At 58.9% G+C, this 20,335-nt stretch carries 25 protein-coding genes; 9 read left to right on the top strand and 16 right to left on the bottom strand.

What is annotated here, in order from left to right:
* Window positions 1-16: 16 nt before the first annotated feature.
* Window positions 17-1,072, bottom strand: coding sequence for a porin (locus DWA01_RS13720; protein WP_114286383.1), 1,056 nt, complete (start codon window positions 1,070-1,072; stop codon window positions 17-19).
* Window positions 1,073-1,297: 225 nt separating this feature from the next.
* On the opposite strand from DWA01_RS13720, the gene DWA01_RS13715 reads away from it, so the two are divergent.
* Window positions 1,298-1,951: a YggS family pyridoxal phosphate-dependent enzyme gene (locus DWA01_RS13715; RefSeq protein WP_114286382.1), complete on the top strand. Its 654-nt coding sequence runs from the start codon at window positions 1,298-1,300 to the stop codon at window positions 1,949-1,951.
* An 84-nt stretch (window positions 1,952-2,035) separates the two neighbouring features.
* Here DWA01_RS13715 and DWA01_RS13710 read toward each other — a convergent pair whose 3' ends face one another.
* Both DWA01_RS13710 and ribA read right to left on the bottom strand, forming a co-directional pair.
* The gene (locus tag DWA01_RS13710; RefSeq protein ID WP_114286381.1) at window positions 2,036-2,530 is read right to left on the bottom strand and encodes a L,D-transpeptidase family protein; all 495 of its coding nucleotides are present in this window, start codon (window positions 2,528-2,530) and stop codon (window positions 2,036-2,038) included.
* The gene (gene ribA, locus DWA01_RS13705) at window positions 2,527-3,615 is read right to left on the bottom strand and encodes a GTP cyclohydrolase II (RefSeq protein ID WP_114286395.1); all 1,089 of its coding nucleotides are present in this window, start codon (window positions 3,613-3,615) and stop codon (window positions 2,527-2,529) included. The genes DWA01_RS13710 and ribA overlap by 4 nt, the downstream gene beginning before the upstream one ends.
* 168 nt (window positions 3,616-3,783) lie before the next feature.
* Here ribA and DWA01_RS13700 point away from each other — a divergent pair, with 168 nt between their 5' ends.
* The gene (locus tag DWA01_RS13700) at window positions 3,784-4,470 is read left to right on the top strand and encodes a response regulator transcription factor (protein ID WP_114286380.1); all 687 of its coding nucleotides are present in this window, start codon (window positions 3,784-3,786) and stop codon (window positions 4,468-4,470) included.
* Window positions 4,471-4,758: 288 nt separating this feature from the next.
* Here the strand turns inward: DWA01_RS13700 and DWA01_RS13695 are convergent, their stop codons facing one another.
* Complete coding sequence (locus DWA01_RS13695) at window positions 4,759-5,214, bottom strand: NUDIX hydrolase (RefSeq protein WP_114286379.1); 456 nt, start codon at window positions 5,212-5,214, stop codon at window positions 4,759-4,761.
* A 323-nt stretch (window positions 5,215-5,537) separates the two neighbouring features.
* Window positions 5,538-5,978 (bottom strand): RrF2 family transcriptional regulator, encoded by a 441-nt coding sequence (locus tag DWA01_RS13690; protein ID WP_114286378.1) that lies wholly within the window; start codon window positions 5,976-5,978, stop codon window positions 5,538-5,540.
* 79 nt (window positions 5,979-6,057) lie between these two features.
* On the opposite strand from DWA01_RS13690, the gene DWA01_RS23325 reads away from it, so the two are divergent.
* The 4 genes from DWA01_RS23325 (at window position 6,058) to DWA01_RS13675 (ending at window position 8,454) form a co-directional block, all read left to right on the top strand.
* A complete protein-coding gene (locus tag DWA01_RS23325) occupies window positions 6,058-6,213 on the top strand; it encodes a hypothetical protein (RefSeq protein WP_200832582.1) in 156 nt (51 codons plus the stop codon).
* Window positions 6,210-6,620, top strand: a complete 411-nt coding sequence (locus tag DWA01_RS13685; protein WP_114286377.1) for a group III truncated hemoglobin — start codon at window positions 6,210-6,212, stop codon at window positions 6,618-6,620. The genes DWA01_RS23325 and DWA01_RS13685 overlap by 4 nt, the downstream gene beginning before the upstream one ends.
* A gap of 113 nt (window positions 6,621-6,733) precedes the next feature.
* Window positions 6,734-7,930 carry an MFS transporter gene (locus tag DWA01_RS13680; protein ID WP_160116051.1) on the top strand — a complete coding sequence of 399 codons (1,197 nt, stop codon included), beginning with the start codon at window positions 6,734-6,736 and terminating at the stop codon, window positions 7,928-7,930.
* Window positions 7,931-8,097: 167 nt separating this feature from the next.
* Window positions 8,098-8,454: a cupin domain-containing protein gene (locus DWA01_RS13675; RefSeq protein WP_114286375.1), complete on the top strand. Its 357-nt coding sequence runs from the start codon at window positions 8,098-8,100 to the stop codon at window positions 8,452-8,454.
* Window positions 8,455-8,577: 123 nt separating this feature from the next.
* On the opposite strand, the gene DWA01_RS13670 is transcribed toward DWA01_RS13675, so the two are convergent.
* From DWA01_RS13670 to soxR, 7 genes are all read right to left on the bottom strand, one after another.
* The gene (locus DWA01_RS13670; protein ID WP_114286374.1) at window positions 8,578-9,072 is read right to left on the bottom strand and encodes a GNAT family N-acetyltransferase; all 495 of its coding nucleotides are present in this window, start codon (window positions 9,070-9,072) and stop codon (window positions 8,578-8,580) included.
* A 205-nt stretch (window positions 9,073-9,277) separates the two neighbouring features.
* Window positions 9,278-9,745 (bottom strand): preQ(1) synthase, encoded by a 468-nt coding sequence (queF, locus tag DWA01_RS13665; protein ID WP_114286373.1) that lies wholly within the window; start codon window positions 9,743-9,745, stop codon window positions 9,278-9,280.
* Window positions 9,746-9,905: 160 nt separating this feature from the next.
* Window positions 9,906-10,646, bottom strand: coding sequence for a 7-carboxy-7-deazaguanine synthase QueE (gene queE, locus DWA01_RS13660; RefSeq protein ID WP_419187009.1), 741 nt, complete (start codon window positions 10,644-10,646; stop codon window positions 9,906-9,908).
* Window positions 10,647-10,705: 59 nt separating this feature from the next.
* Window positions 10,706-11,062, bottom strand: coding sequence for a 6-carboxytetrahydropterin synthase QueD (gene queD, locus DWA01_RS13655; RefSeq protein WP_114286394.1), 357 nt, complete (start codon window positions 11,060-11,062; stop codon window positions 10,706-10,708).
* On the bottom strand, window positions 11,062-11,799 hold the full coding sequence (gene queC / locus DWA01_RS13650) for a 7-cyano-7-deazaguanine synthase QueC (RefSeq protein WP_114286371.1): 738 nt from the start codon (window positions 11,797-11,799) through the stop codon (window positions 11,062-11,064). Before queC ends, queD begins: the two co-directional genes overlap by 1 nt.
* Before the next feature lie 553 nt (window positions 11,800-12,352).
* A complete protein-coding gene (locus DWA01_RS13640; protein ID WP_114286369.1) occupies window positions 12,353-13,414 on the bottom strand; it encodes a bifunctional transcriptional activator/DNA repair enzyme AdaA in 1,062 nt (353 codons plus the stop codon).
* A gap of 96 nt (window positions 13,415-13,510) precedes the next feature.
* Entirely contained in the window at window positions 13,511-13,957 is a 447-nt protein-coding gene (gene soxR / locus DWA01_RS13635; protein WP_114286368.1) for a redox-sensitive transcriptional activator SoxR, read from the bottom strand.
* Between the two features lie 308 nt (window positions 13,958-14,265).
* On the opposite strand from soxR, the gene DWA01_RS13630 reads away from it, so the two are divergent.
* A complete protein-coding gene (locus tag DWA01_RS13630) occupies window positions 14,266-14,643 on the top strand; it encodes a VOC family protein (protein ID WP_114286367.1) in 378 nt (125 codons plus the stop codon).
* Window positions 14,644-14,759: 116 nt separating this feature from the next.
* Entirely contained in the window at window positions 14,760-15,749 is a 990-nt protein-coding gene (locus tag DWA01_RS13625; RefSeq protein ID WP_114286366.1) for a zinc-dependent alcohol dehydrogenase family protein, read from the top strand.
* A gap of 234 nt (window positions 15,750-15,983) precedes the next feature.
* Here DWA01_RS13625 and DWA01_RS13620 read toward each other — a convergent pair whose 3' ends face one another.
* A complete protein-coding gene (locus tag DWA01_RS13620; RefSeq protein WP_114286365.1) occupies window positions 15,984-17,087 on the bottom strand; it encodes a TauD/TfdA family dioxygenase in 1,104 nt (367 codons plus the stop codon).
* A gap of 249 nt (window positions 17,088-17,336) precedes the next feature.
* Between DWA01_RS13620 and DWA01_RS13615 the strand changes: the two genes are divergently transcribed.
* Window positions 17,337-18,125, top strand: coding sequence for an exodeoxyribonuclease III (locus DWA01_RS13615; protein WP_114286364.1), 789 nt, complete (start codon window positions 17,337-17,339; stop codon window positions 18,123-18,125).
* 415 nt (window positions 18,126-18,540) lie between these two features.
* On the opposite strand, the gene DWA01_RS13610 is transcribed toward DWA01_RS13615, so the two are convergent.
* The 3 genes from DWA01_RS13610 to DWA01_RS13600 all read right to left on the bottom strand — a co-directional run bounded on the left by DWA01_RS13610 (window position 18,541) and on the right by DWA01_RS13600 (window position 20,259).
* Entirely contained in the window at window positions 18,541-18,954 is a 414-nt protein-coding gene (locus DWA01_RS13610) for a nuclear transport factor 2 family protein (protein ID WP_114286363.1), read from the bottom strand.
* 338 nt (window positions 18,955-19,292) lie between these two features.
* On the bottom strand, window positions 19,293-19,607 hold the full coding sequence (locus DWA01_RS13605) for a hypothetical protein (RefSeq protein WP_114286362.1): 315 nt from the start codon (window positions 19,605-19,607) through the stop codon (window positions 19,293-19,295).
* 133 nt (window positions 19,608-19,740) lie between these two features.
* On the bottom strand, window positions 19,741-20,259 hold the full coding sequence (locus DWA01_RS13600) for a DUF6653 family protein (RefSeq protein ID WP_114286361.1): 519 nt from the start codon (window positions 20,257-20,259) through the stop codon (window positions 19,741-19,743).
* Between the last annotated feature and the right edge of the window lie 76 nt (window positions 20,260-20,335).

Genomic DNA, 20,335 nt, shown 5'->3' with positions numbered 1-20,335 from the left:
TTATCCTGAAGCAGGATCAGAAGCTGAGGGACAGAGCCAGAGTTGTACCCTGCAGGTATTCCTGTGGGCCGATCTCGTCGTTGTCGGACTTGTCTTCGTCGTTTGCATAAGAAACGGTGAAGGAAGCGCCGCCGCCGAGGTCGAGTTCGCCAGCAACATATGCGCCGTCGTCATCGGAACCACCAACGTACAGACCCCAGTCGCCCATTGCGTAAGCAATGTTCACACCATAGTCTTCGTCGGTACCGTCGTGGACCCATGCTTTAACAGACAGGTCGCCTTCGGAGTACGCAACAGTTGCGCCGAAGTTGTCATCGGTGTTGGTTTCGGACACGTAGAACGCACCCAGAGTAACCGCACCCATTGGGTAGGAAACTTCGATACCAGTGGAGTTGTTGTCAGCAGCTTTGTCGTTGGCATATGCCAGCGTGATGTCTGCACCCGAGAAGGAAGAAGAGACCGACAGGCCAAACACTTCGCCATTGGTGAAGTCACCGTTGGAAGCGTTAAAGTCGACGGTTGTTGCGTCCTGCCAAGCTGCAGTTACGGTTACGCCGGAGAATTCAGCGGAAACACCGAGAGACAGCTGCTGCAGTTCGTCTGAATCACCAGTGCCGGCAGCGGTATCGGTGAGATATGCGTAGGACAGGCCGCCAGAGATCATGCCGTAAGTTGCTGTCAGTTTCAGTACATCTTCGCCGTCTTCTTCGGAGAAGTTGTCGTTCTGCATGTTGGTGACGCCGGAGAAGTAGGACACAGCAGCGAACTCAGTGTCGCCGAAGTACAGGCCATACATGTCGTTGGTCAGCGAGATCAGGATGTTTTCGTCAGCCTGGAAACCGTTGGACCCTGACACGCCATTGTCAACCAGTTCAAAACCGAATTTTGCAGCGGCTGTCCAGCCGTTGTTCAGTTCCTGAGACAGAGCGATGTCGATGTCGACGTCAGCATATACGCCGTCTTCGAGGTCATCGTTGTAGCCCAGAGTTGCAGCGCCGGACCAGGAAACGTCAGCAGCAGCGGCGCCAGCGAAGGCAACCAGAGCGACTGTGGAAAGAAGGATGTTTTTCATGTGTACCCTCGTGGAGTTTTATTGAATTCGAATGCCGGTGAACCCGACACATGCACAGTGGAATGCGCCGATCAGACGTTTGGGTCAACGTTTTGGAAACGCATTGGGCGCGGATGTGGCGATAATGATGCAGGAGTGCCACACACCTGTTGCATGTCTGCAGGGGGCGGCCAATAACAGGGCAACGGCTGCAATTGGGCCAAAATGGTATAAAATGAGGGTGTCATGGGGCTTTCCGACATTAAAACGCGTATCGAATCCGAGGAAAATCGCGCCGGGCGCAGCGTCGGCGGCGTTCAGCTTATTGCTGTGTCAAAGATGCAGCCTGATGAAAATGTGGTCTTTGTACTGGAACAGGGCCATCGGGTGTTCGGCGAGAATCGGGTGCAGGAGGCCGCGGGCAAGTGGCCAGGCTTTCGTGAACAGTATGAAGGCATTGAGCTGCATCTGATCGGGCCGCTGCAAAGCAACAAGGTTCGTCAGGCGCTGGAACTGTTTGATGTCATCCATACCCTGGACCGCCCGAAACTGGCGCAGGCCATTGCGCGGCTGGCAGAGGAGTTGGGCCATTGCCCGTCGCTGTTCATCCAGGTGAACACCGGGGAAGAGGAACAGAAAGCCGGCGTGCTGCCCTCTGAGGCCGACGGGTTTATTGCGGTGTGCCGTGATCTGGGCCTGCCGGTGTGCGGGTTGATGTGCATCCCGCCGGCGGATGAAGAAGCGGCGCTGCATTTTGCGCTGCTCGGCAAGATCGCAAAACGGAACGGGCTGACGCAGCTGTCCATGGGGATGAGCGGCGACTTTGAACGCGCGGTGGCGCTGGGGGCGACTCATGTGCGGGTCGGTTCTGCGATTTTCGGCGCCCGCGACCAGAGTTGAGCGCGGCGCCAGGGATAGTCCGGACAAAAAGAAGATGGATATTTAGGCCAAAAAGAAACAGGCAGCGGGGCGCGGCTTGCGGCTTCAGCGCACAATCAATCTTGCGCCGGGGCGCAAATGCTGTGCGATCCACAGAAGATGGTCGCGGCGAAAGGCCACACAGCCTTCGGTCGGGAAGCCCGGCCGGCGCCATTGGTGAATAAAGATGGCGGAGCCGCGCCCCGGTGTGGCGCAGGGATAGTTCCAGCCGGTGATCAGCACCAGGTCATAGAGCGGGTCTGCCCGGCGCAGCGCTTCATGGCTGTGCTCATAAGGCGCGCGCACCGGGTGATTATAAGCCGCGTCTTCACTGGCGTCGCTCCACAAGTCGCCGGGCAGAACCGGCCGCGCCTGGCGGGTCGGCGCGCGCATCCGGTCAGGGCGGTAGAGCAGAGTTTTGATGCTGTGGTTGCCGCGCGGTGTGGCGCCGTCGCCTTCGTGTTTGTCTGAGGTGAGGCCTCCGCGCCCGATGCTGCAGGGAAACAGCCGCCCCATAAAGCGCACGCCGCGCGGGGTCAGCACCAGGTCGCAGGCGTTCACAGCAGATGGCCCGATTTGGACGCTTTGGTATCCAGATAGGCGGTATTGTGGGAACTGCGCCCGACTTTCAGCGCCACACGTTCGCTTACCGTAATACCGTGATGCTGCATCATCTCCACTTTGCGCGGGTTGTTGGTCAGCAGGCGCACTGAGGCAAACCCCATCTGATGCAGGATTTCGGCGCCAATACGGAAATCGCGTTCATCATCCTCAAACCCCAGCCGGTGATTGGCTTCGACAGTGTCAAAGCCCTGATCTTGCAGCGAGTAGGCGCGCATCTTATTGGCCAGACCAATGCCGCGGCCTTCCTGGTTGAGATAAAGCAGCACGCCGTGGCCGGCCCGGCCCATCTGCGCCAGGGCTGCGTGTAACTGCGGGCCGCAATCGCATTTCAGCGAGCCCATCACGTCACCGGTGAAACAGGCCGAATGCAGCCGCGCCAGCACCGGCTGACTGCGGTCCGGGCGGCCGATTTCCACCGCGTAATGTTCTTCGCCGCCGTCTTCGGGCCGGAATATATGCAGCCGTCCGGCCTCGGATACATCCAGAGGCACCCGCGCGTGCACCACGCTGTGCAAGGGTGACAGCCGCGCCAGCTCATCATGGGCGGCGTCAATATCAATGCAGGTCAGCCCGTGTTCGCGGCCCAGAGCCGGTGCGTCCGTGACACAGACCAGAACCACTGCAGGCAGGATACGCGCGGATTTGGCCAGGGTGATGGCGGCGCGATGAGCGGAGGCTGAGCCGTCTCTCCGGGACTGCAGCGGGCCTTTCATCGGTGACATCAGATCATCTGCCGGATCGGCGATCCCGGCAATCCAGGCCACGCCGGCATCCTGAGGCACGAGGATACGGGCGAGATCGCCGTCATAGGCGCGGGCTTTCAGCGTTTGTGCGCGCCGGGCAGTGATCGCCAGCGTCACCTCGCCAAGCGCGCGCAGATCGCGCAGCCGTTCTGCATCAAGCGTTTCCGCCGCCACCGCCAGCGCCGCGCCGTCGCCCCCGTGCAGCAGTACAGGCACGCCCATGCGCAAATCGGCACGCGCACGCGCCAGTCTTTCGGTCAGGTTCGGGGCAAGGCTCATGGTCAGATCCTGTGGTTTCTCAAATCTCATCTAATGCGCTTTGCAGGAAATTGAAACATTTCCTGCCTTACAGACACGAGCGCGTGTATTTTTGCAGCAAAACTTGTTTCTTGCCCGGTATGCGCTCAGATGAAGTCCAGACCACGAGACAATATGAGGACACCAACCATGGCCACGCTGAAAAAAATCCTGCTTGTTGACGATGATGACGATCTGCGTGATGCGCTGAGCGAACAGCTTCTGATGACCGAAGACTTTGATGTGTTTGAAGCAGACAGCGGTGCCACCGGTATGGAGAAAGCCAAAGAGGCAATCTATGACCTGGTGATTCTCGACGTGGGGCTGCCCGATACCGACGGGCGGGAACTGTGCAAACGTATGCGCAAATCAGGCGTCAAATGCCCGATCCTGATGCTGACCGGGCATGACAGCGACGCCGACACTATTCTGGGGCTGGATGCGGGCGCCAATGACTATGTGACCAAGCCGTTTAAGTTCCCGGTGCTGCTGGCGCGGATCCGGGCGCAGCTGCGCACCCATGAGCAGTCTGAAGACGCGGTGTTCCAGCTCGGGCCCTATACGTTCAAACCGGCGATGAAAATGCTGATCACCGAAGACGACCGTAAAGTGCGCCTCACCGAGAAAGAGACCAATATTCTCAAGTTCCTCTATCGCTCCACCGAGGGTGTGGTGCCGCGTGATGTGCTGCTGCACGAGGTCTGGGGCTATAATGCCGGTGTCACCACCCATACGCTGGAAACTCATATCTACCGCCTGCGCCAGAAGATCGAACCTGATCCCTCCAATGCGCGGCTGCTGGTGACCGAATCCGGCGGCTACCGCCTGGTCGCCTGATCCGGCGCACCAAAGATCCCCTTCATGCCGGGGTGCTGGCATGACCTCCCTGTTGGACTGTCCGGGCCCCGTGCCCGGACTTTTTTTGTTTTTTGTTTGAGGGGGCAGGGTGAACCAGGCAACGCCTGGCCTTGGGCAGGCGCAATGCGACTCCCGGAAATGATCCGGGGCAATCCGGCGGCCCGGCAAATTGCTTTCGGGACCATTTCGCAGGTGAACTTTTGCACGAGCTTGCGGCCTGTGTGCGCGGCGCGCGATCTGAAACGCCTGACCGGTTCAGGGAAGCCGTCAGAGGCCGTCCTCTGTGGGCACCTCAATTTGCGATGCTTGTCTCGCCAGTGCGAGTTTCAGCACGGTATCCACATCTTCGCTCAGCGGCAGCGTCCCGTTCAGCACATCGTCAGCGTCGATCCATCTTGCGTCTGACACATCGTCCGCCGCGCAGGGTTCGCCGCTTACATAGTCGCATAACACTGCCGCAAGGAGGTAGTGAAAGAGGATTGTTCCGTCGTCTGCCCGGACGATAAGATCAAGATTGTGCAAATATTCCCGCGCCTCGGCGAAAACCGATGTCTCTTCTCTGAGTTCACGGGACGCGGCGGCAAGGGCGGTTTCGCCAATGTCGACATGCCCGCCCGGAAAGCCCCAGAGCCCAGCGTCAGGTTCATTTTTGCGGCGCACCAGAATCAGCCTGCTCTCCCGAAGGACGACGGCCAGGGACGCGAGTTTGGGGCGATCTGTCATGCTTTTGACTAGCGCCAGGCAAGTGCCTTGGCAATGTCTTCTTTCCGCAACAAGCCCTTGAGGCAAATGGCAGTAAAGTCAGTACAGCGGGCCGTCGCAGTGCCCGGCCGCCGTGCCCGGACTTTTTTGTTTTTTGTTTGAGGGGCAGGCTGCGCGAAATCCTGTTGCCAGCTTTATATTGCTGAGCGGTTCGCTCCCGGCCCGACACCAGCCATACAGGGCAACGCCTGGCCTTGGGGAGGAGAGAAGCGCCTTCCCGTGTTGGGACTTGGGGGCAACTTGATCACTCGGTCGGCGAATTTGGCAATAAGCACTTGCCTCACCTACGGCTGGTTTTGCTCCGTTGTCAGCTCAGCAAGCAGGGCCCCGGACCTTGTCACGTCTTCCAGGCTGTAGCGGTCCAGCGCTTTGAAAAAGGCCTCCTGGGCTTCGCGCAGCGGATGGCGCAGGCCACAGGCGGGCAGGATAAGGCAGGAGCGGTTGCTGCCAAAACATTCCACAACCGGGTCATCCCGTTTGAAGTGACGCACCACCGCGCCAATATTGATCTGGCTGGCCGGGCGCGCCAGGGTCAGACCGCCGCTGCGGCCGCGCGCGGATGAAACAAATCCACCACGCACCAGTTCTGAGGCAACTTTGGACAGATGATGCTCCGACAGCTGAAAGATCTTCGCAATCGCGGAAGCCGGCATCCGCTCCGGCGTATGGACAGCCAGCGTCATCAGAACGCGCAGGGCATAATCGGTAAACTTATCTAATTGCATGTTTTTTATTTAGCATTTGCAATGCGTATTTAAAAGATCTAATTAATGCGTATCTGAAATACCTATTAAGGAGCGTCCCATGTCACTCACACAGTTAATGCTTTGGCCGGGCACTAAAATTTGCAACCGTATGGGCATCGATCCGGAAGCAGACGCCGGTCTTATCCGTGCCATGTTCAATATGATTGTCTATCTGGTCATCTTTCTGGGCCTGATCTGGTTCATCCAGGCATGACCCTGCCGCCGCGCTTTCCTGTCACAGCGGCGCAGATCGAAAGCGTGGTGGCCGGGTTCTACTGTGAGATGCGTCAGGATCCGGAGCTGGGCCCGGTCTTCGCGGCGAAAGTATCCGACTGGCCCGCCCATGAGGCGAAGATCGCCGACTTCTGGCGCAACGCGATCCTGTTTGAGCGGCGCTATGACGGAAATCCGATGCAGGCCCATATCGCAGCCGGAACCGTCAGATCAGCGCATTTTGCCCGCTGGCTGGCTCTGTTTGACAGGGTTTTGGCGCGGGAGTTGCCCGCCGATGTAGCGCAATCCTGGTCGCATCTGGCCCACCGCATTGGCCGAGGCCTGCGCATGGGGCTGGACTATAACAACAGCCGCCCGTCTGAGGTGCCGAACCTGCGGGCGGGCTGATCAGCCTGTAGCACTTCGGGCCTGGTCGTCCCGATAATTCGCGATTGCGGGACGACGATGTTCCGGTATGGTCGATGTTGTATTTTATTAAACAACGCGAACGGAATTTTCCGATGAACAATGTCAGATTACTTTTTGTGATGGAGTTTTTTTCCGGGCTGTCCCGAGGATCTTATTTGGTGTGTATCGGCTGGATAACGCTGGTTGTCACCGAGGATGTCAGTCGCGTCGGACAGGTGTTTATCATCGCCATGCTGACCAATTTATTTGTTGGCCCGTTTGTCGGAACCCTGGTGGATCGTCACAACCGCAAATACCTCGTCATTTTTGCCCATTCCGGGATCGCTCTGACCCTGATTTTTCTTGCACTCATATGGCTGGGTGCCTCTGAGCCGAATATTGTCTTGTTGTTTGGCGCAGTCGTTGCTGCGAGCGCGCTTAGGATGATGCACAATTCTTCGCATGACGGGCTTATTCAGGCGGCGGTTTCGAAGGCAAAGCTTATGCGTACAGTCGCGCGCTTTCGCGGTGTGCACCTGATTTCAACGGCCATCGGCACAGTGCTGGCCGGCATTGTCATCGAACGCGTGTCTCCGGCAGCGGGGTTTCTGTTCTCGGCCGGCGCGTCTTTGTTGTTGATTTTGCCGATGATTTTTGTTGACGGGGGCTATATGCGGACCAACGCCCCGGGGGTGAAAGCGTTCTGGACTGACTTGCGCGGCGGCGTTCAGATATTCCGATCCAACCGGGCGCTTCGAATGCTCGCGTTGCTTGCTGGCGTAAGCTTGCCCATTGGACAATTGTCTAACGCGATCTTGTCATCACTAATTTACGATGATCTGGGCAAAGGCAGCCAGGCGTTTGGCATTGTCGATGCCGCCTGGCCTTTGGGGGGCATGTTTGCCGCAGCATTACTGAGCTTTGGCATCCGACGTTTAACGGCCCGCAATATGGAATACTGGCTTGCGCTGTTTGCCGGTATATCAACCGTGGCATTGTCGTTGGGCACCTCGATCCCGACATTGGCGATTATACACGGTGCGATGGGGATGACCGTCTGGATGTGCCGCATCGTTATCGATGGCAGGATACTGCAGATTTGCACTGCTGAAAATGTGGGCCGGACCAAGGTGGGCATTGACATGGCCTTCAGCCTTTCTGCCCTGATAATGTGTTTCTCACCGACGTTGATAAGCTTGCCCAGTACGGCCACGTATTTTCTTTTTTGGGGCAGCTTTATGATCCTCGTTTCCGGATTGATGCTGGCTTTCCAGCGCTCAATTTTGCCGCAGACATCCACTTCCGCTTAGGGCTCAATCCTGCCCGTCGCCGCAGTGGTCTCGAACGGGCGGAGCCCTGCGGCAGGCGCTGCTGGGCCGGGCCGGGCATGCATTCGCTCAGAGTCCAAATACGACATTGAATTTACCGGTATTTCTAATCTAAGTTTGCGAAGCACCTTAGAAAATGGATAACCTTTATGAAGCCGATAAAACTCTCAGAGAAGCTGGCTATGTTCTCTGGCCATTGGGATCCGCATGTCGTCGCCGACTACAATCAGAATGACGTGATGGTTGTGAAATTCCAGGGCGAGTATCCATTTCATAAGCACGATGAGACAGACGATTTTTTCTATGTTCTTGAAGGCGAAATGACGATGGATATCGAGGGGGAACCTTCCCACACCGTCAAAGCTGGTGAGTTGTTCATAGTCCCAAAAGGCGTGGTGCACAGGCCACGTGCTGAAAACGAAGTCAAGGTCCTGTTAATCGAACCCAGAGGCGAACCAAATTCTGGCGATTCTGACAGAGAGCCCGCGCCGAAAACACGTATTTGAAAGAGCACTCAACGGCAATTTTGTCCGCTTAGCAGCCCCTGGCGCTACCGAATGGCCCGGGCCGGACAGAACTTCCGCTCTGGGCCCGAATTGACATACCAACGCTTTACAGACCTCTATGATTTAAGGGCTGGTTTTGAATGTAAAATAAGTCATGTTGTGGCTGTGGTACTTCCTCTTAACTTCGGAAAAATCACCTTTGGAAACGTCATCTATACGCGCTTTCCAGAAATGGTATGCCGGTATGTTCTCGATCAGAACCCGAACCTGCCATTGCCCCGAATGCAGATATAGGGCCTTTTCAAATGCTGATCTGCCATGATCCTTGCCGCGAAACTTTCTCAGAACGAAAAACTGTCCCATTTCCCAAACTTGACTAAGCTCTGGCACGCGTCTGATAAGGCTAAAACCTGCAATTTCGCCGTCATTAACGATGAAATAGGGGTAGTGGTCTTGTTTTTCCCAGTACGGTGGAAGTAAGTCAATCGGGTAAGAAAACGAACCATCTTTTTCGAGTGCCCAGCCTGAATATTCAGATATATCATGTAGGTAGTATTGAAACAGGCGCTCCAAAACTGGCCGGCCAATCGAGGCAATTTTTTTCAGTTCGATGGACATGTTGTTCAGCAGCTTCGCATTGGGTTCACGCTCAGAGGCATACGAGAGTTATTCAACGGAGATTGCAACAGTATTTTGGGTATATCAGATCGGTAAGATCTTTCCACAGGCGGCACAACACGCAAGCCGGCATCGTCCGCTTGGCAGCCTCTGACGCTGCCAAATGGCCCGGACCTCCCAGCCCGGGCTATCCCTCAAAATAACCTCAGCCGCGGCCGCGATAAGGCGCTACGCCCTGGTCGGGGATCCAGACACCTTCAGGCAGCGGGCCGGTCTGGTAAAACACGTCGATCGGGATGCCGCCGCGCGGGAACCAGTAGCCGCCGATGCGCAACCATTTGGGCTCCAGATAATCGGCCAGACGACGGGCGATCGAGACGGTGCAGTCTTCATGGAACGCCCCGTGGTTGCGGAAGGCGCCGAGATAGAGCTTCAGTGATTTGCTTTCCACCAGCCACTCACCCGGCACGTAGTCAATCACCAGGTGGGCAAAATCGGGCTGGCCGGTCATCGGGCAGAGCGAGGTGAACTCGGGTGCGGTAAAACGCACGTTATAGGCTACATCGGCCTGCGGGTTGGGCACCCGCTCAAGCTCGGCGGTTTCGGGATTGTCGGGCAGCACGGTGGCGCCGCCCAGCTGTTTCAGATTGCTGTAGATGGAGTCTGAGGACATCGGTCTCTCCTGATGGATTGGGCGGTTTGATTCTTTTCGATATATATCGTGGCGGCTGGTGCAGTTTCGGTTCGTAACGCGGCGGTTTGTACAAGTCCGGCGGTGTCGCCCCGGCTTATACAGGGCGGTTTTTCGGGGCGGATTGTAAGAGGCCGTGGCGTCAGACGCCGCGTTTGTTGCCCCAGAGAATAACATGCAGCTGCGGCAGCACCCGGGCGTCAAACCAGCGGTCTTCCGACACCTTATCCACCAGCCACAACATCCGGTCGTTCAACCCGTCCTGATCAACCACAAAACTGTCGTCGTCGGCCGGGGGTGGTGTGTGGTTGCCGGGCTGCAGATAGACCGGCAGGGCAGGGAAGCGGGCAGCGATATCGCGCGCCCAGGCGTAATCCACCGCATCAAACACCACGATTTTCAGCACGGTTTCAGTGCCTTCACCGGCAGCGTCGACGCAGGCCTGCAGCGCCGCAAGATCACAGCCCATGCCGCTTGAAGGTGGTTTCGGGCTTAACACCAGAGTGTCGAGATCGGCAAACCAACTGCGGGAAATGGACCCCTGGGTCTCGATGGCAAAACGATATCCCGCTGCCTGGCCCAGACTGATCAACGGCGCGAACGGCTGAATCGCCGGGTTGCCGCCCGAAAGTGTCACCGTCAGCGGCGTGCCACCGGACAGCTGCTGCACCCGTTGCCAGACGGATTCGGTGCTCATCGGCAGCCACTGATCGCGGTAGGCGGGATCGACCGAATGCATGCTGTCACACCAGGAACAGCGGAAATCACAGCCGCCGGTGCGCACAAAAACTGTCGGCAGCCCGATCAGCACGCCTTCGCCCTGAATGGTGGGCCCAAAGATTTCGCTGACGCGGATGTCGCCGCTGCGCCGGGCGGTTGCCAGACTGGCGGCCTCCTGACCGGTGGCCGCGCCGGCCGTCTCCTGATCGGTGCTGAGATCGCTCACGGCCGGTACTCCGCCCAGGTTTTTGGGGTTTCGCTGACCTTCACCGCCGAGGTCTCCGGCAGCCGGCTTTTGCACCAGTCGTAAAAATGTTTCGCCAGCCGTTCGGCGGTGACGCAGTCATCCCCAAGCACCTCGTTCAGATGCCGGTGATCCAGTTTTTCGTCGATATAGGCTTTGAGCGGCGCCAGCTCTTGGTAGTCGCGCACAAACCCGTGGGTGTTCAGCACTTTAGAGGCCAGTTCAATCACCACGATATAATTGTGGCCATGCAGTCGGGCGCATTGATGCTCCGGCGGCAGGTCCAGCAGCTGATGCGAGGCGGAAAAGTGGAACTCTTTGCTGATGCGGTACATTACGCGCTGTCCTTGTCTGCATTGTCTGCGCCGGCAGCCCCCGCCGCGCCCCGGGCAATCGCCTGGCGCCAGAAATCAGGATCGGCATAGGCGGTGGGGTCAATAACACCGGCCAGATCAAAGGCTTCACGGCGTTCCACACAGGTGCCGCAACGGCCGCAATGTTTCTCACCACCCTTGTAGCAGGACCAGGTGTCGGCAAACGGGGTATTGTGCGCCGCGCCTGTGGTGACAATGTCGCCCTTGGAGCCGTTCACAAACGGGGTGTAGAGCCGCACGCTGGCATATCCGTCCAGTGCCTGGTCCTGCATCACCTGAAAGGCGTCAATGAAACCGGGGCGGCAGTCGGGGTAGATGAAATGATCGCCACCATGCACCGCAGCGGCCACCGCGTCTGCTTTTTGCGCCGCCGCCACGCCAAAAGCGATTGCCAGCATGATGGCATTGCGATTCGGCACCACGGTCAGCTTCATGCTTTCTTCGGCATAATGGCCGTCCGGCACATCGATATCATCGGTCAGGGCAGAGCCGCTGAGCCCGGCGCCAATGGCGCGGATATCGATAATCTGATGCGGCACGCCGAGAGAGCGCGCACAAAGCGCGGCAAAATCAAGCTCTTTGCGGTGGCGTTGACCATAGTCAAACGACAGCAGGCTGTGCAGGTCATGTTCCGCGGCGACCATATAGGCCAGAGACACGGAATCTAATCCGCCAGAGCAGATAACAATCGTTTTCATACGACGGGTCCTTGTTTTATCCGGGTGGGCTGCGACCGGGCGTTCCCTCAGTATTGCCCTCACCGGTAAAGATCAAGGGTGCGGGGGCTGCTGGTGACGCGCCGTCGCGACCGGCGCAGGCGCCAGGCTGTCACTGGCGATACTTCCGGGCGCCGGATCTCCGGAGCGTGTGACCCATGGAGTGTGACCATTGGCGGCGGCGGATTGCAGGGGCGGATTGAAGGGGCGGGCTGCGGCGCTGGCGGCCGAGGCCTCTCTGGTGAGTGAACCAGGTGGTGCGCAGACCAATAATTGCGTCAATGACAGGGCTGACAACCGGAGCAATGATCGGGCCAGCGAACGCGCTAGTGCGCAGGCAAGTGATCCGGACGGTGGTCTGTGCGTCGATCAACCCACTAAACCGGGCGATGAAGCGGCTGGTGATCAGGGCCGTGGTCGGGCTGGAGGTCAGGCCCGTGCTCAGGCTGGAGGTCAGGGCCATGGTCGGGCTGGTTTCCGGCCGGAGAACGGCAGGCAGCCGGGGCGCTGTTCAGCCCGCCTCTTCTCCCGTGGTTCAGGACGGTGACCGGGCGTAGTGCCGCTCCAGCTCAATCAGCTTTTGCTTGCGCCACAACCCGCCGCCATAGCCGGTCAGCGACCCGTCAGCGCCGATCACCCGGTGGCAGGGAATTACAATGGCGATCTGATTGGCCCCGTTGGCGCGGGCCACGGCGCGCACCGCAAGAGGATTGCCAATCTGGCAGGCAAGCTGGCCATAACTGACGGTCTCCCCCGGGGGGATCAACCGCAACTGCTGCCAGACCTGGCGGCTGAAGGTGCTGCCATGCAGGGCAAGCGGCGTGGTGAAACTGGCGCAATCGCCGGCAAAAAACGCGCTCAATTCGGACTCGATCTGATCGGTGGCGGCAAACCGCCCCAGCCCCAGGTCGCCGCGCACAAAACCGCGCAGCTTTTTCAGCTCGGCGGGCAGCGCTTTGCGGTCGGCGAATTCCAGCAGATGCAGCGCGGCGCTGTCAGACACCGCCACCATCGCGCCCAGCGGCGTGTCGATCCAGTCGGCCCGCAGCATTGCATCACCGGTGAAACTGGCCGGGTTGGTGCCGAGAAGGCGGGCAAAAGCGCTGCGAAAGGCGCTGGGCGAGGCATATCCCGCGTCCAGCTGCGCTTCAATAATGCGCCCGCCCTGTTGCAAGGTGCCGATGCCCTGACGCAGCCGGGCCTGGCGCGCCATTTCCAGAAAAGTCATGCCAAAGTGGCGCTTGAAACTGCGCCGCACAGTGGAGGGATCAAACCCCATGCCGGCAACGTCTTCTTCGCGCCAGCGCCGCGCCGGGTCGGCCTCAAGCGCCGCCAGCAGGCCCTGCACAGCCGGATCAGACTGCGCCGCCGGGGCCAGCGGGTGGCAGCGTTTGCAGGGGCGGAACCCGGCAGAAATACAGCCGGCGATACTGTCAAAAAACCGGCAGTTCTCCGGCTTTGGTTTGCGCGCCGGGCAGGTCAGGCGGCAAAAAATGCCGGTGGAGGTGACCCCCACCCAGGCGCGGCCCTCATATCCGGAATCGCGCGCCACAAGCGCGTCATAAAGAGTGGTCTGGTCGGGCAATGAAAACAACATGACACCGGTATAGGGGCAGGGGAGATTGCTGTCCGCCGAAGAACGGGCGCTTATTGCAGAATATCAGATTTGCAGCCTGTTTCTAAACTTCAATTTCTAAATATCCGGCGTATCCCCCATCAGATAGCGGGGGCCTGCACCTTTGGCGCCGGCGCGGTCGTCCGGATTGTAGAGCTTGCAATTGTCCAGCGACAGGCAACCGCAGCCGATACAGCCGTCCAGGGTGTCACGCAGCCGGGTCAGACTTTCGATCTTTGCATCCAGTTCGCTGCGGAACGCCTTTGAAATCCGCGCCCAGTCTTTTGGCGTCGGGGTGCGCGCCTCGGGCAGCTCTTCCAAAAGCACGCGGATGCGCGGCAGGGTAAAACCAAACTGCTGCGCTGCGATGATGAAGGACAGCCGCCGCAAATCTGACGGTGGAAAACGGCGCTGGCCCCCGGCGTTGCGCTCCGGGTGAATCAGACCTTCCGCTTCGTAATAGCGGATTGCAGAGACCGCCAGGCCGCTGCGGCTGGCCATCTGTCCAATGGAAAATTCTCTCATACCGGCTCCGGAAATAGTTCTTGACCTGAAGTTAGCTTTAGCAATTACCAATGCATTTGTCCAAGCTGCAGAAAGGTACCTCCCATGCTCCCGGCCCCTCAGACCCCGCGCGAATTGCAATGCAACATACCGATACTCGCACCGCGTCCCTGGCCCCGGCTTGGCGGTGCGGTCTCTCTGCTGCTTAGCGTGCAGATCTTGTGGCTCAAGCGCCGTGCAGCCCCACTGCAAGTGCAGGGCTGCGAACTGTCAGAACATATGCGTCGCGACATCGGCCTTTCCCGCTAATACAGAACAAGGAAACACCTATGAATACCCGTCTTGAACACGCCAACATCACCGTATCTGACCCTGACGCCACCGCCCAATGGCTGTGCGAGGTATTTGGCTGGCAGATCCGCTGGCAAGGGGAGGCCATCAACGAAGGCCGCTCCATCCATGTCGGAAGTGCCGAGAGCTATCTGGCGCTTTACAATCCGGGCAACGCCACCGGCGCCGCTGATAACAGCTATGCCACGACGGGCGGGCTGAATCACCTCGCGGTGGTGGTTGAGGACCTTGATGCGACCGAAGTACGGGTCAGGGCCGCAGGCTTTACCACCGGCAATCACGCGGATTATGAACCCGGCCGCCGCTTTTATTTCCGCGATCACGACGGGATCGAATTTGAAGTGGTGCAGTACTGAGTTTTCGCAACGGAATACATAAAAACACCGTCCCGTTATCTTTATCTTTCCAGCCCACGTGTTATTTGAACTGATCAGTTTAGTTCAGCGTTTCGGACGATTGGAACGCAGTAAAGGTGACCGTGAAAAAAGCTCTCTACTCCCAGATTGGTGATCCTGCGCTGGTGCTTGCGCTAAAAAATGCGGAACCCACAGCGCTGGCGGCGGATCAGGTGCGAATCAAAGTCCTGCGCAGTCCGATCAACCCGGCGGATCTGATGCAGATCTCCGGGACCTATCCGCTGCACCTGTCGCTGCCTGCGGTGGCGGGCAGCGAAGGCATTGGCCGCATTTCTGAACGCGGCTCCGGGGTGGCGGGGCTGAAGGTAGGGCAACTGGTGCAGTTGCCCGGCGGCACGGGTTGCTGGCAGAGCGAAACGGTGGTGTCGGCCAGAGGTCTGACGCCGCTGCCAGATGCGGATCTTGATCAATTGTCGATGATCACCATAAACCCGCCGACGGCTTTTCTTCTGCTGTCCGACATCAAAGAACTTTCGCCGGGCGACTGGATCCTGCAGAACGCGGGAAATTCCGCCGTGAGCCGTTACGTTATTCAGCTGGCCAAAATGCGCGGCATCAAAACGGTCTCTGTTGTCCGGCGCACCGACGTAGTGGCGGAGCTGGAAACGCTGGGCGGTGACGTGGTGCTGCTTGATGGCGACGACCTGGCGGCACGTGTGAGCAAAGCCACCGGCGGCGCCGTGATCGGGCTGGGTTTTGATGCGGTCGGAGGTACCGCCTCCGGGCGTCTTGCAACTTGTCTGGGCCGGGGCGGCACGCTGGTGAGTTACGGCGCGATGTCCGGCGAACCGGTGCAGATCAGTCAGATGTCCACGATTGCGAATGATGTCACCCTGCGGGGATTCTGGCTGGCGCCCTGGTTCTGCGTCTCGACACCCGCGCGCTGCAAGGAAGTGTTCTGTGAAATTCTCGCTTTGATTGTCGCCGGCGAACTCTCGGTTCCGGTGGATCAGGTGTTTGCGCTGGAGGATCTGGATCAGGCGCTGGCGCGGGCCTCACAAGGCGGGCGCAACGGCAAAGTGCTTCTGGCCCCGAACGGGGTGTAAACGGATCGCTGCCCGCCCAAGTTGATCTGTTGAACTGATGCGTGGGGTCTGTGCCGCCCCCCGTACGACCCGGCCTGAACGTTAGCACAGCATCTACCGGGCTTGTTGACGACCCTTTCCGGACCGCGTCTGTCTGGCAGACCGGGTCGCCCTGACCGGGCTGTTCCGCTCCCGCTGCCCTGACAGGTCAGGCCCGGCTTTGCTGCCGGGCCCTCTTGTGTTTAGCGGGTCTGATTAACGCGCCAGCAGCCGCAACCGGCTGTCAAATTCGCCCCGGTCCACATAACAGCCGTGCAGATGGCGGCGGCCTGTGGAGGGGTCAAATGCCTGCCGCCCGTGCAGCGCCCGGCGGTTGTCAAACACCACCATCTCGCCGGCTTTCAGCTTCAGCGTCACCAGGTATTTTGGATCCCGCGTCATTTCCATGACGCGGCGATAGGCGGCGTAATAGGGCACCATCACTTCTGGTGCGAGATCCAGAACATCCGCCAGATGGGCGTTAAAGCAGAACTCGGTGACCTCACTTTCATCGTTTAGGGTGATCACATGTTTGCGGCCGCGGATGTCACAGCTGTCATCATGGAAGCGGAACGGGATTGAAACCTCAGAGAGCAATGTAAAGGCGTCGGGGTCTTCCTGGCGCAGGTCTTCGGCAATGGCATAGCCGTCACTAAACAGCGAACCGCCGCCGGTGGCTTCATTGGCAAGGCAATGCAGGAACTGGAAACCGGGGGGAACTTCCTGGTTGGTCAGATCTGTATGCAGCGGCAGCGCCACCGGCGTATAGGCCAGGTTGTTGGGGTTGGGTTTGGAAATCACCTCAAAGGTAACGCCAAAATTTGTCTCGCGCAGAAAGCCGATGCGTCGTGCCACATCCATACCCGCTTCGGTCGTATCGGCCAGGCCCTCAACAATCGAGATGCCGTAACATCTGGTGCTGGCCAGCCAGCCCTGCAAAGCGGCGTCATCACTCAGCACCGCATTGGCACTGACGCGCGGAATGCCACCGGCACCCAGATCGCTGCGCCAGGTGACGGGGGCAATATGGGCCGGGTCCGACCGCCGGCTGCCAGGGCGCACCTTCATCAGCGTGGCGATGTCAAAGCGGCTGCTGTTGGCACCGTCCCAGTCGATTACCAGGGTGTCGCCCTCAATACGCGCGCCCTCGGCACTCAGATCAAGCGGCACGGAGGTCAGGTCAAACAGCCGTTCTTCGGTTTGTGGGTGAAAGCCTTCAGGCGCGTTGTCGCGCAGCCAGATCAGCGGGAAATGTGCCGGGCCATTGCCCGCATCAAGCGTGACCAGTCGCTGGTCCGCCTGCAAAGTTACAGTCGTCATGATATTTTTATCCTGTAGATGTTCTGAATTGAAACGGGTTCAGAAACCTACGGGCGGCGGCCACCAGTCATGCACCTTGGTGTGTGGGGTGCCTGGACAGCGGCCCAAAGGGGTGTCCGGCTTGTTATCAGGAGTGTTCGCCATAGGGTTTTGAAACCGAAAGCAGCATCTGACGCAAGCCTTTTCTGGCCAAGGCGCTGATGCCAGGCTAGGAGTTGAGCCAACCGAGATCTGAACAGCGAGCGCGCCATGTCATTCAAACTTTGTACCTGGAACATCAACTCCGTGCGCCTGCGCGAGCCTATCGTGCTGAAATTGCTGCAGGAACAGGCGCCCGACGTGCTGTGTCTGCAGGAATGCAAAAGCCCGGTCGACAAAATCCCGACTGAGGCGTTCCATGCGCTGGGGTATACCCACATGGTGGCACGTGGCCAAAAGGGCTATAACGGCGTTGCCATCCTGTCGCGCCTGCCAATCAAAGACGTGGGCGGGGAAGATTTCGTCAATCTCGGCCACGCCCGCCACGTCGCTGGCCAGCTGGAAAACGGCGTCACCATCCACAATTTCTATGTGCCGGCGGGGGGCGACAAACCCGACCGCGAGGTGAATGAGAAATTCGGCCAGAAGCTGGATTACCTGACCGAGATGCGCGACTGGTTCAAAGCCGATGCGCCACAAAAGTCGATCCTTGTGGGGGATCTGAACATTGCCCCGCGCGAAGACGATGTGTGGAACCACAAAGCGCTGCTGAAGATCGTGTCGCACACGCCGGTGGAGGTGGATCATCTGCACGCGGTGATGGAAGCCGGGAAATGGGTCGACATCACCCGCCAGGATATCCCCGAAGGCCAGCTTTATTCCTGGTGGTCTTACCGCGCCAAAGACTGGGCTGCCGCCGACAAAGGCCGCCGGCTGGACCATGTCTGGGCCACCCCGGATATTTCCGCATCCGGGCACAGCTCGCAGGTGCTGCGCGAAGCACGCGGCTGGGAAAAACCCTCGGACCACGCGCCGGTGTTCACCACATTTGATCTCTGACGGGCGCTGGCACCTGGGGGCTTCTGACGGAGCGCCCCGCGGTCGCCATCGCGCACCGCGGGTCGAAAACAACGCTTAGGGTGTTCGCCCGGCTGACAGTAAGTTTCACTTGCCCGTGCGGGCACGCGCCGCGCCCGAACCACCCCCGCCCTCTGGAATACCGAGGGGCGGGCGCAGGTCTTCTCCTGGTTTGGTGGAGTTTCGGAGTGCGAGGGAATGGGCCCGGGGTAAGTCGTTCCGCGCGCTCAGTTCTTGCCCGTGCGCCGCACGGGCAGCGTCCGCACCGCCCCCAAGGGGTGGGCGCGTCTCACCCACCCCTCGGTCCGGACGCAGGGTTTCCTGGTTGGCCAGCGCGCGGGAACGCGATTTGCGCGGCTTTCCGACAGTCAGGCGCGGTTCTCCTCAGGATCTGACCCTAAGCCCAGCCGAGTTGTTTCAGCGAATGAACGTCGTTCCAGATCTTGGTCATATGCCTGATCTTGTCACCGTCAAAGTCCATCACATAGACGTAATCGGCCGCAACCGAATTGCCGGTCGGGGCGCCGTTGCCGGCATCCACCGTATGGGTGCCATGGAAAACAGCGGCCGCGGTCACATTGCCGCGCTCGTCATCTGCGGCGAAAGATTTCAGCTCGTAATGGCCATTGGGAATGGGGACAAGCAGACCTTTCATCCAGTCGGCATAGGCTTCAATCGTCGAAACTTCGGCAAGCGCATCGGCCTGGGCCGAGAATGTCGCGCCCTCATTGCACCACTGTTTGCAGACGCTCCATCCCTCGCCTGTCTCACAAGCTTCAAAGAAGTCGCGGGCAATTTGCTTCATAGACATCTTTTTCTCCCTCTTTATGGTCGGGCATCGGGCCCGATGCCGGGCCGCTGGAGTCTACAGCAAAGCGGGCGATTCTCAAAAACAGCACGCCGCTTACAACCCGTGTGCGAAGCGTCCCAGCGGTAAGCAGTTTGAGATTTATGGCCCCGGCATCTAAAACGCTCGGGGCGGGACGGCAGTTCTGTTGAGGGAAGCAGGGAAGGGGGGCACGCTTTGCCCTTCTGATGCGACACGAGCCTGCGGATAAATTGGTCGGCGGAGGCTCTGAACCATAAGCGGGAATGTTCGCTATTCTGGGAAGCCTGGGCACGGCATCAGCCACGCAACAAGCGAACCGCTTATTTCCAGCTACGTTTCCAACCCATCCCGATGACCCAAAATGTACCGAAATAGATCAAAGTCAAAAGGGTCTCGGTCACGAACCCCTCAATCTGAAAGAGTTTTTTTGCTGGAAAACTTGCGAATATTGCCAGACCTGCGAGCAGACCCAAAGCCCAGCCCCGGTCGCTCACTTTGTGGATTGCTATTGGTGCCAATGCCAAAGCAACAATCCCAAATATCAATGAAGCTTGCGAGTATTTTAGCCCGATAACGACCGCCAGAAACAGAGTAGTAATAGCAATAGCCAAAACAGAAATACTGTATTTGTTCATCTTCAATCCTTAAAAAAATGTTTCCTGTATTCAAGGGATTATTAGTCAATGCGATCTTTTGGGTCAACGACCCAAAAGGCTGCCACTCCACCCTCTGCCCCAACATAATCCGGGCACTTCTCTTCCATCCATCTCAGCCGCCGGAACGCTTGCGCATCCAACCCCGGTATACCGGGTCTTTGTCGATCATTTCATCGTATAAAAACGCCATCCGGTCACAAAGCCAGGCTTTTGCCCCCATGCTGAGCACCAGCCCGCCAAACGTCAGGCCAGGGTCATAGCGCCACAGACCGACCGCCATAGGCACCAGCCCGAGACCGGCCAGCGCACCAAGACCTGTGGTCCAGCGGCGGTAATGCGCCGGCACCGGGATCTCCGCCCGGTTCAGATACACCCGCTCGCCAAAGGTCACCCGGGCGCCCCAGTGTTCAGTGTAGATTGGCGGGGCAAACAGGCGCGGATTGAACCAGGTCCAGACCAGCACCAGCGCGACCGGCAACCAGGCGGGGCCCAGCCAGGCGCGGCTCCAGACCGCGAGGCACAACAGCGGCAGAATGGAGAACCGCGACAAAACGCTCCAGGGGTTGGCGTGACGCTGCCAGCTGGCCTCATCCATGCCCATCGCCCGTTCGGAGAGTTTCAAAAAGTCCATAAAATGAACATGGGGGCAATTGCCCGGACCAGCAAGGGTTGGAACATGCGCCGCGCCGGTCCATATAGGGGGAAAC

It is taken from the genome of Candidatus Halocynthiibacter alkanivorans (assembly GCF_003333265.1).
Taxonomy (GTDB): domain Bacteria; phylum Pseudomonadota; class Alphaproteobacteria; order Rhodobacterales; family Rhodobacteraceae; genus Halocyntiibacter_A; species Halocyntiibacter_A alkanivorans.
This window is presented reverse-complemented; position numbering and strand designations above follow the sequence as displayed.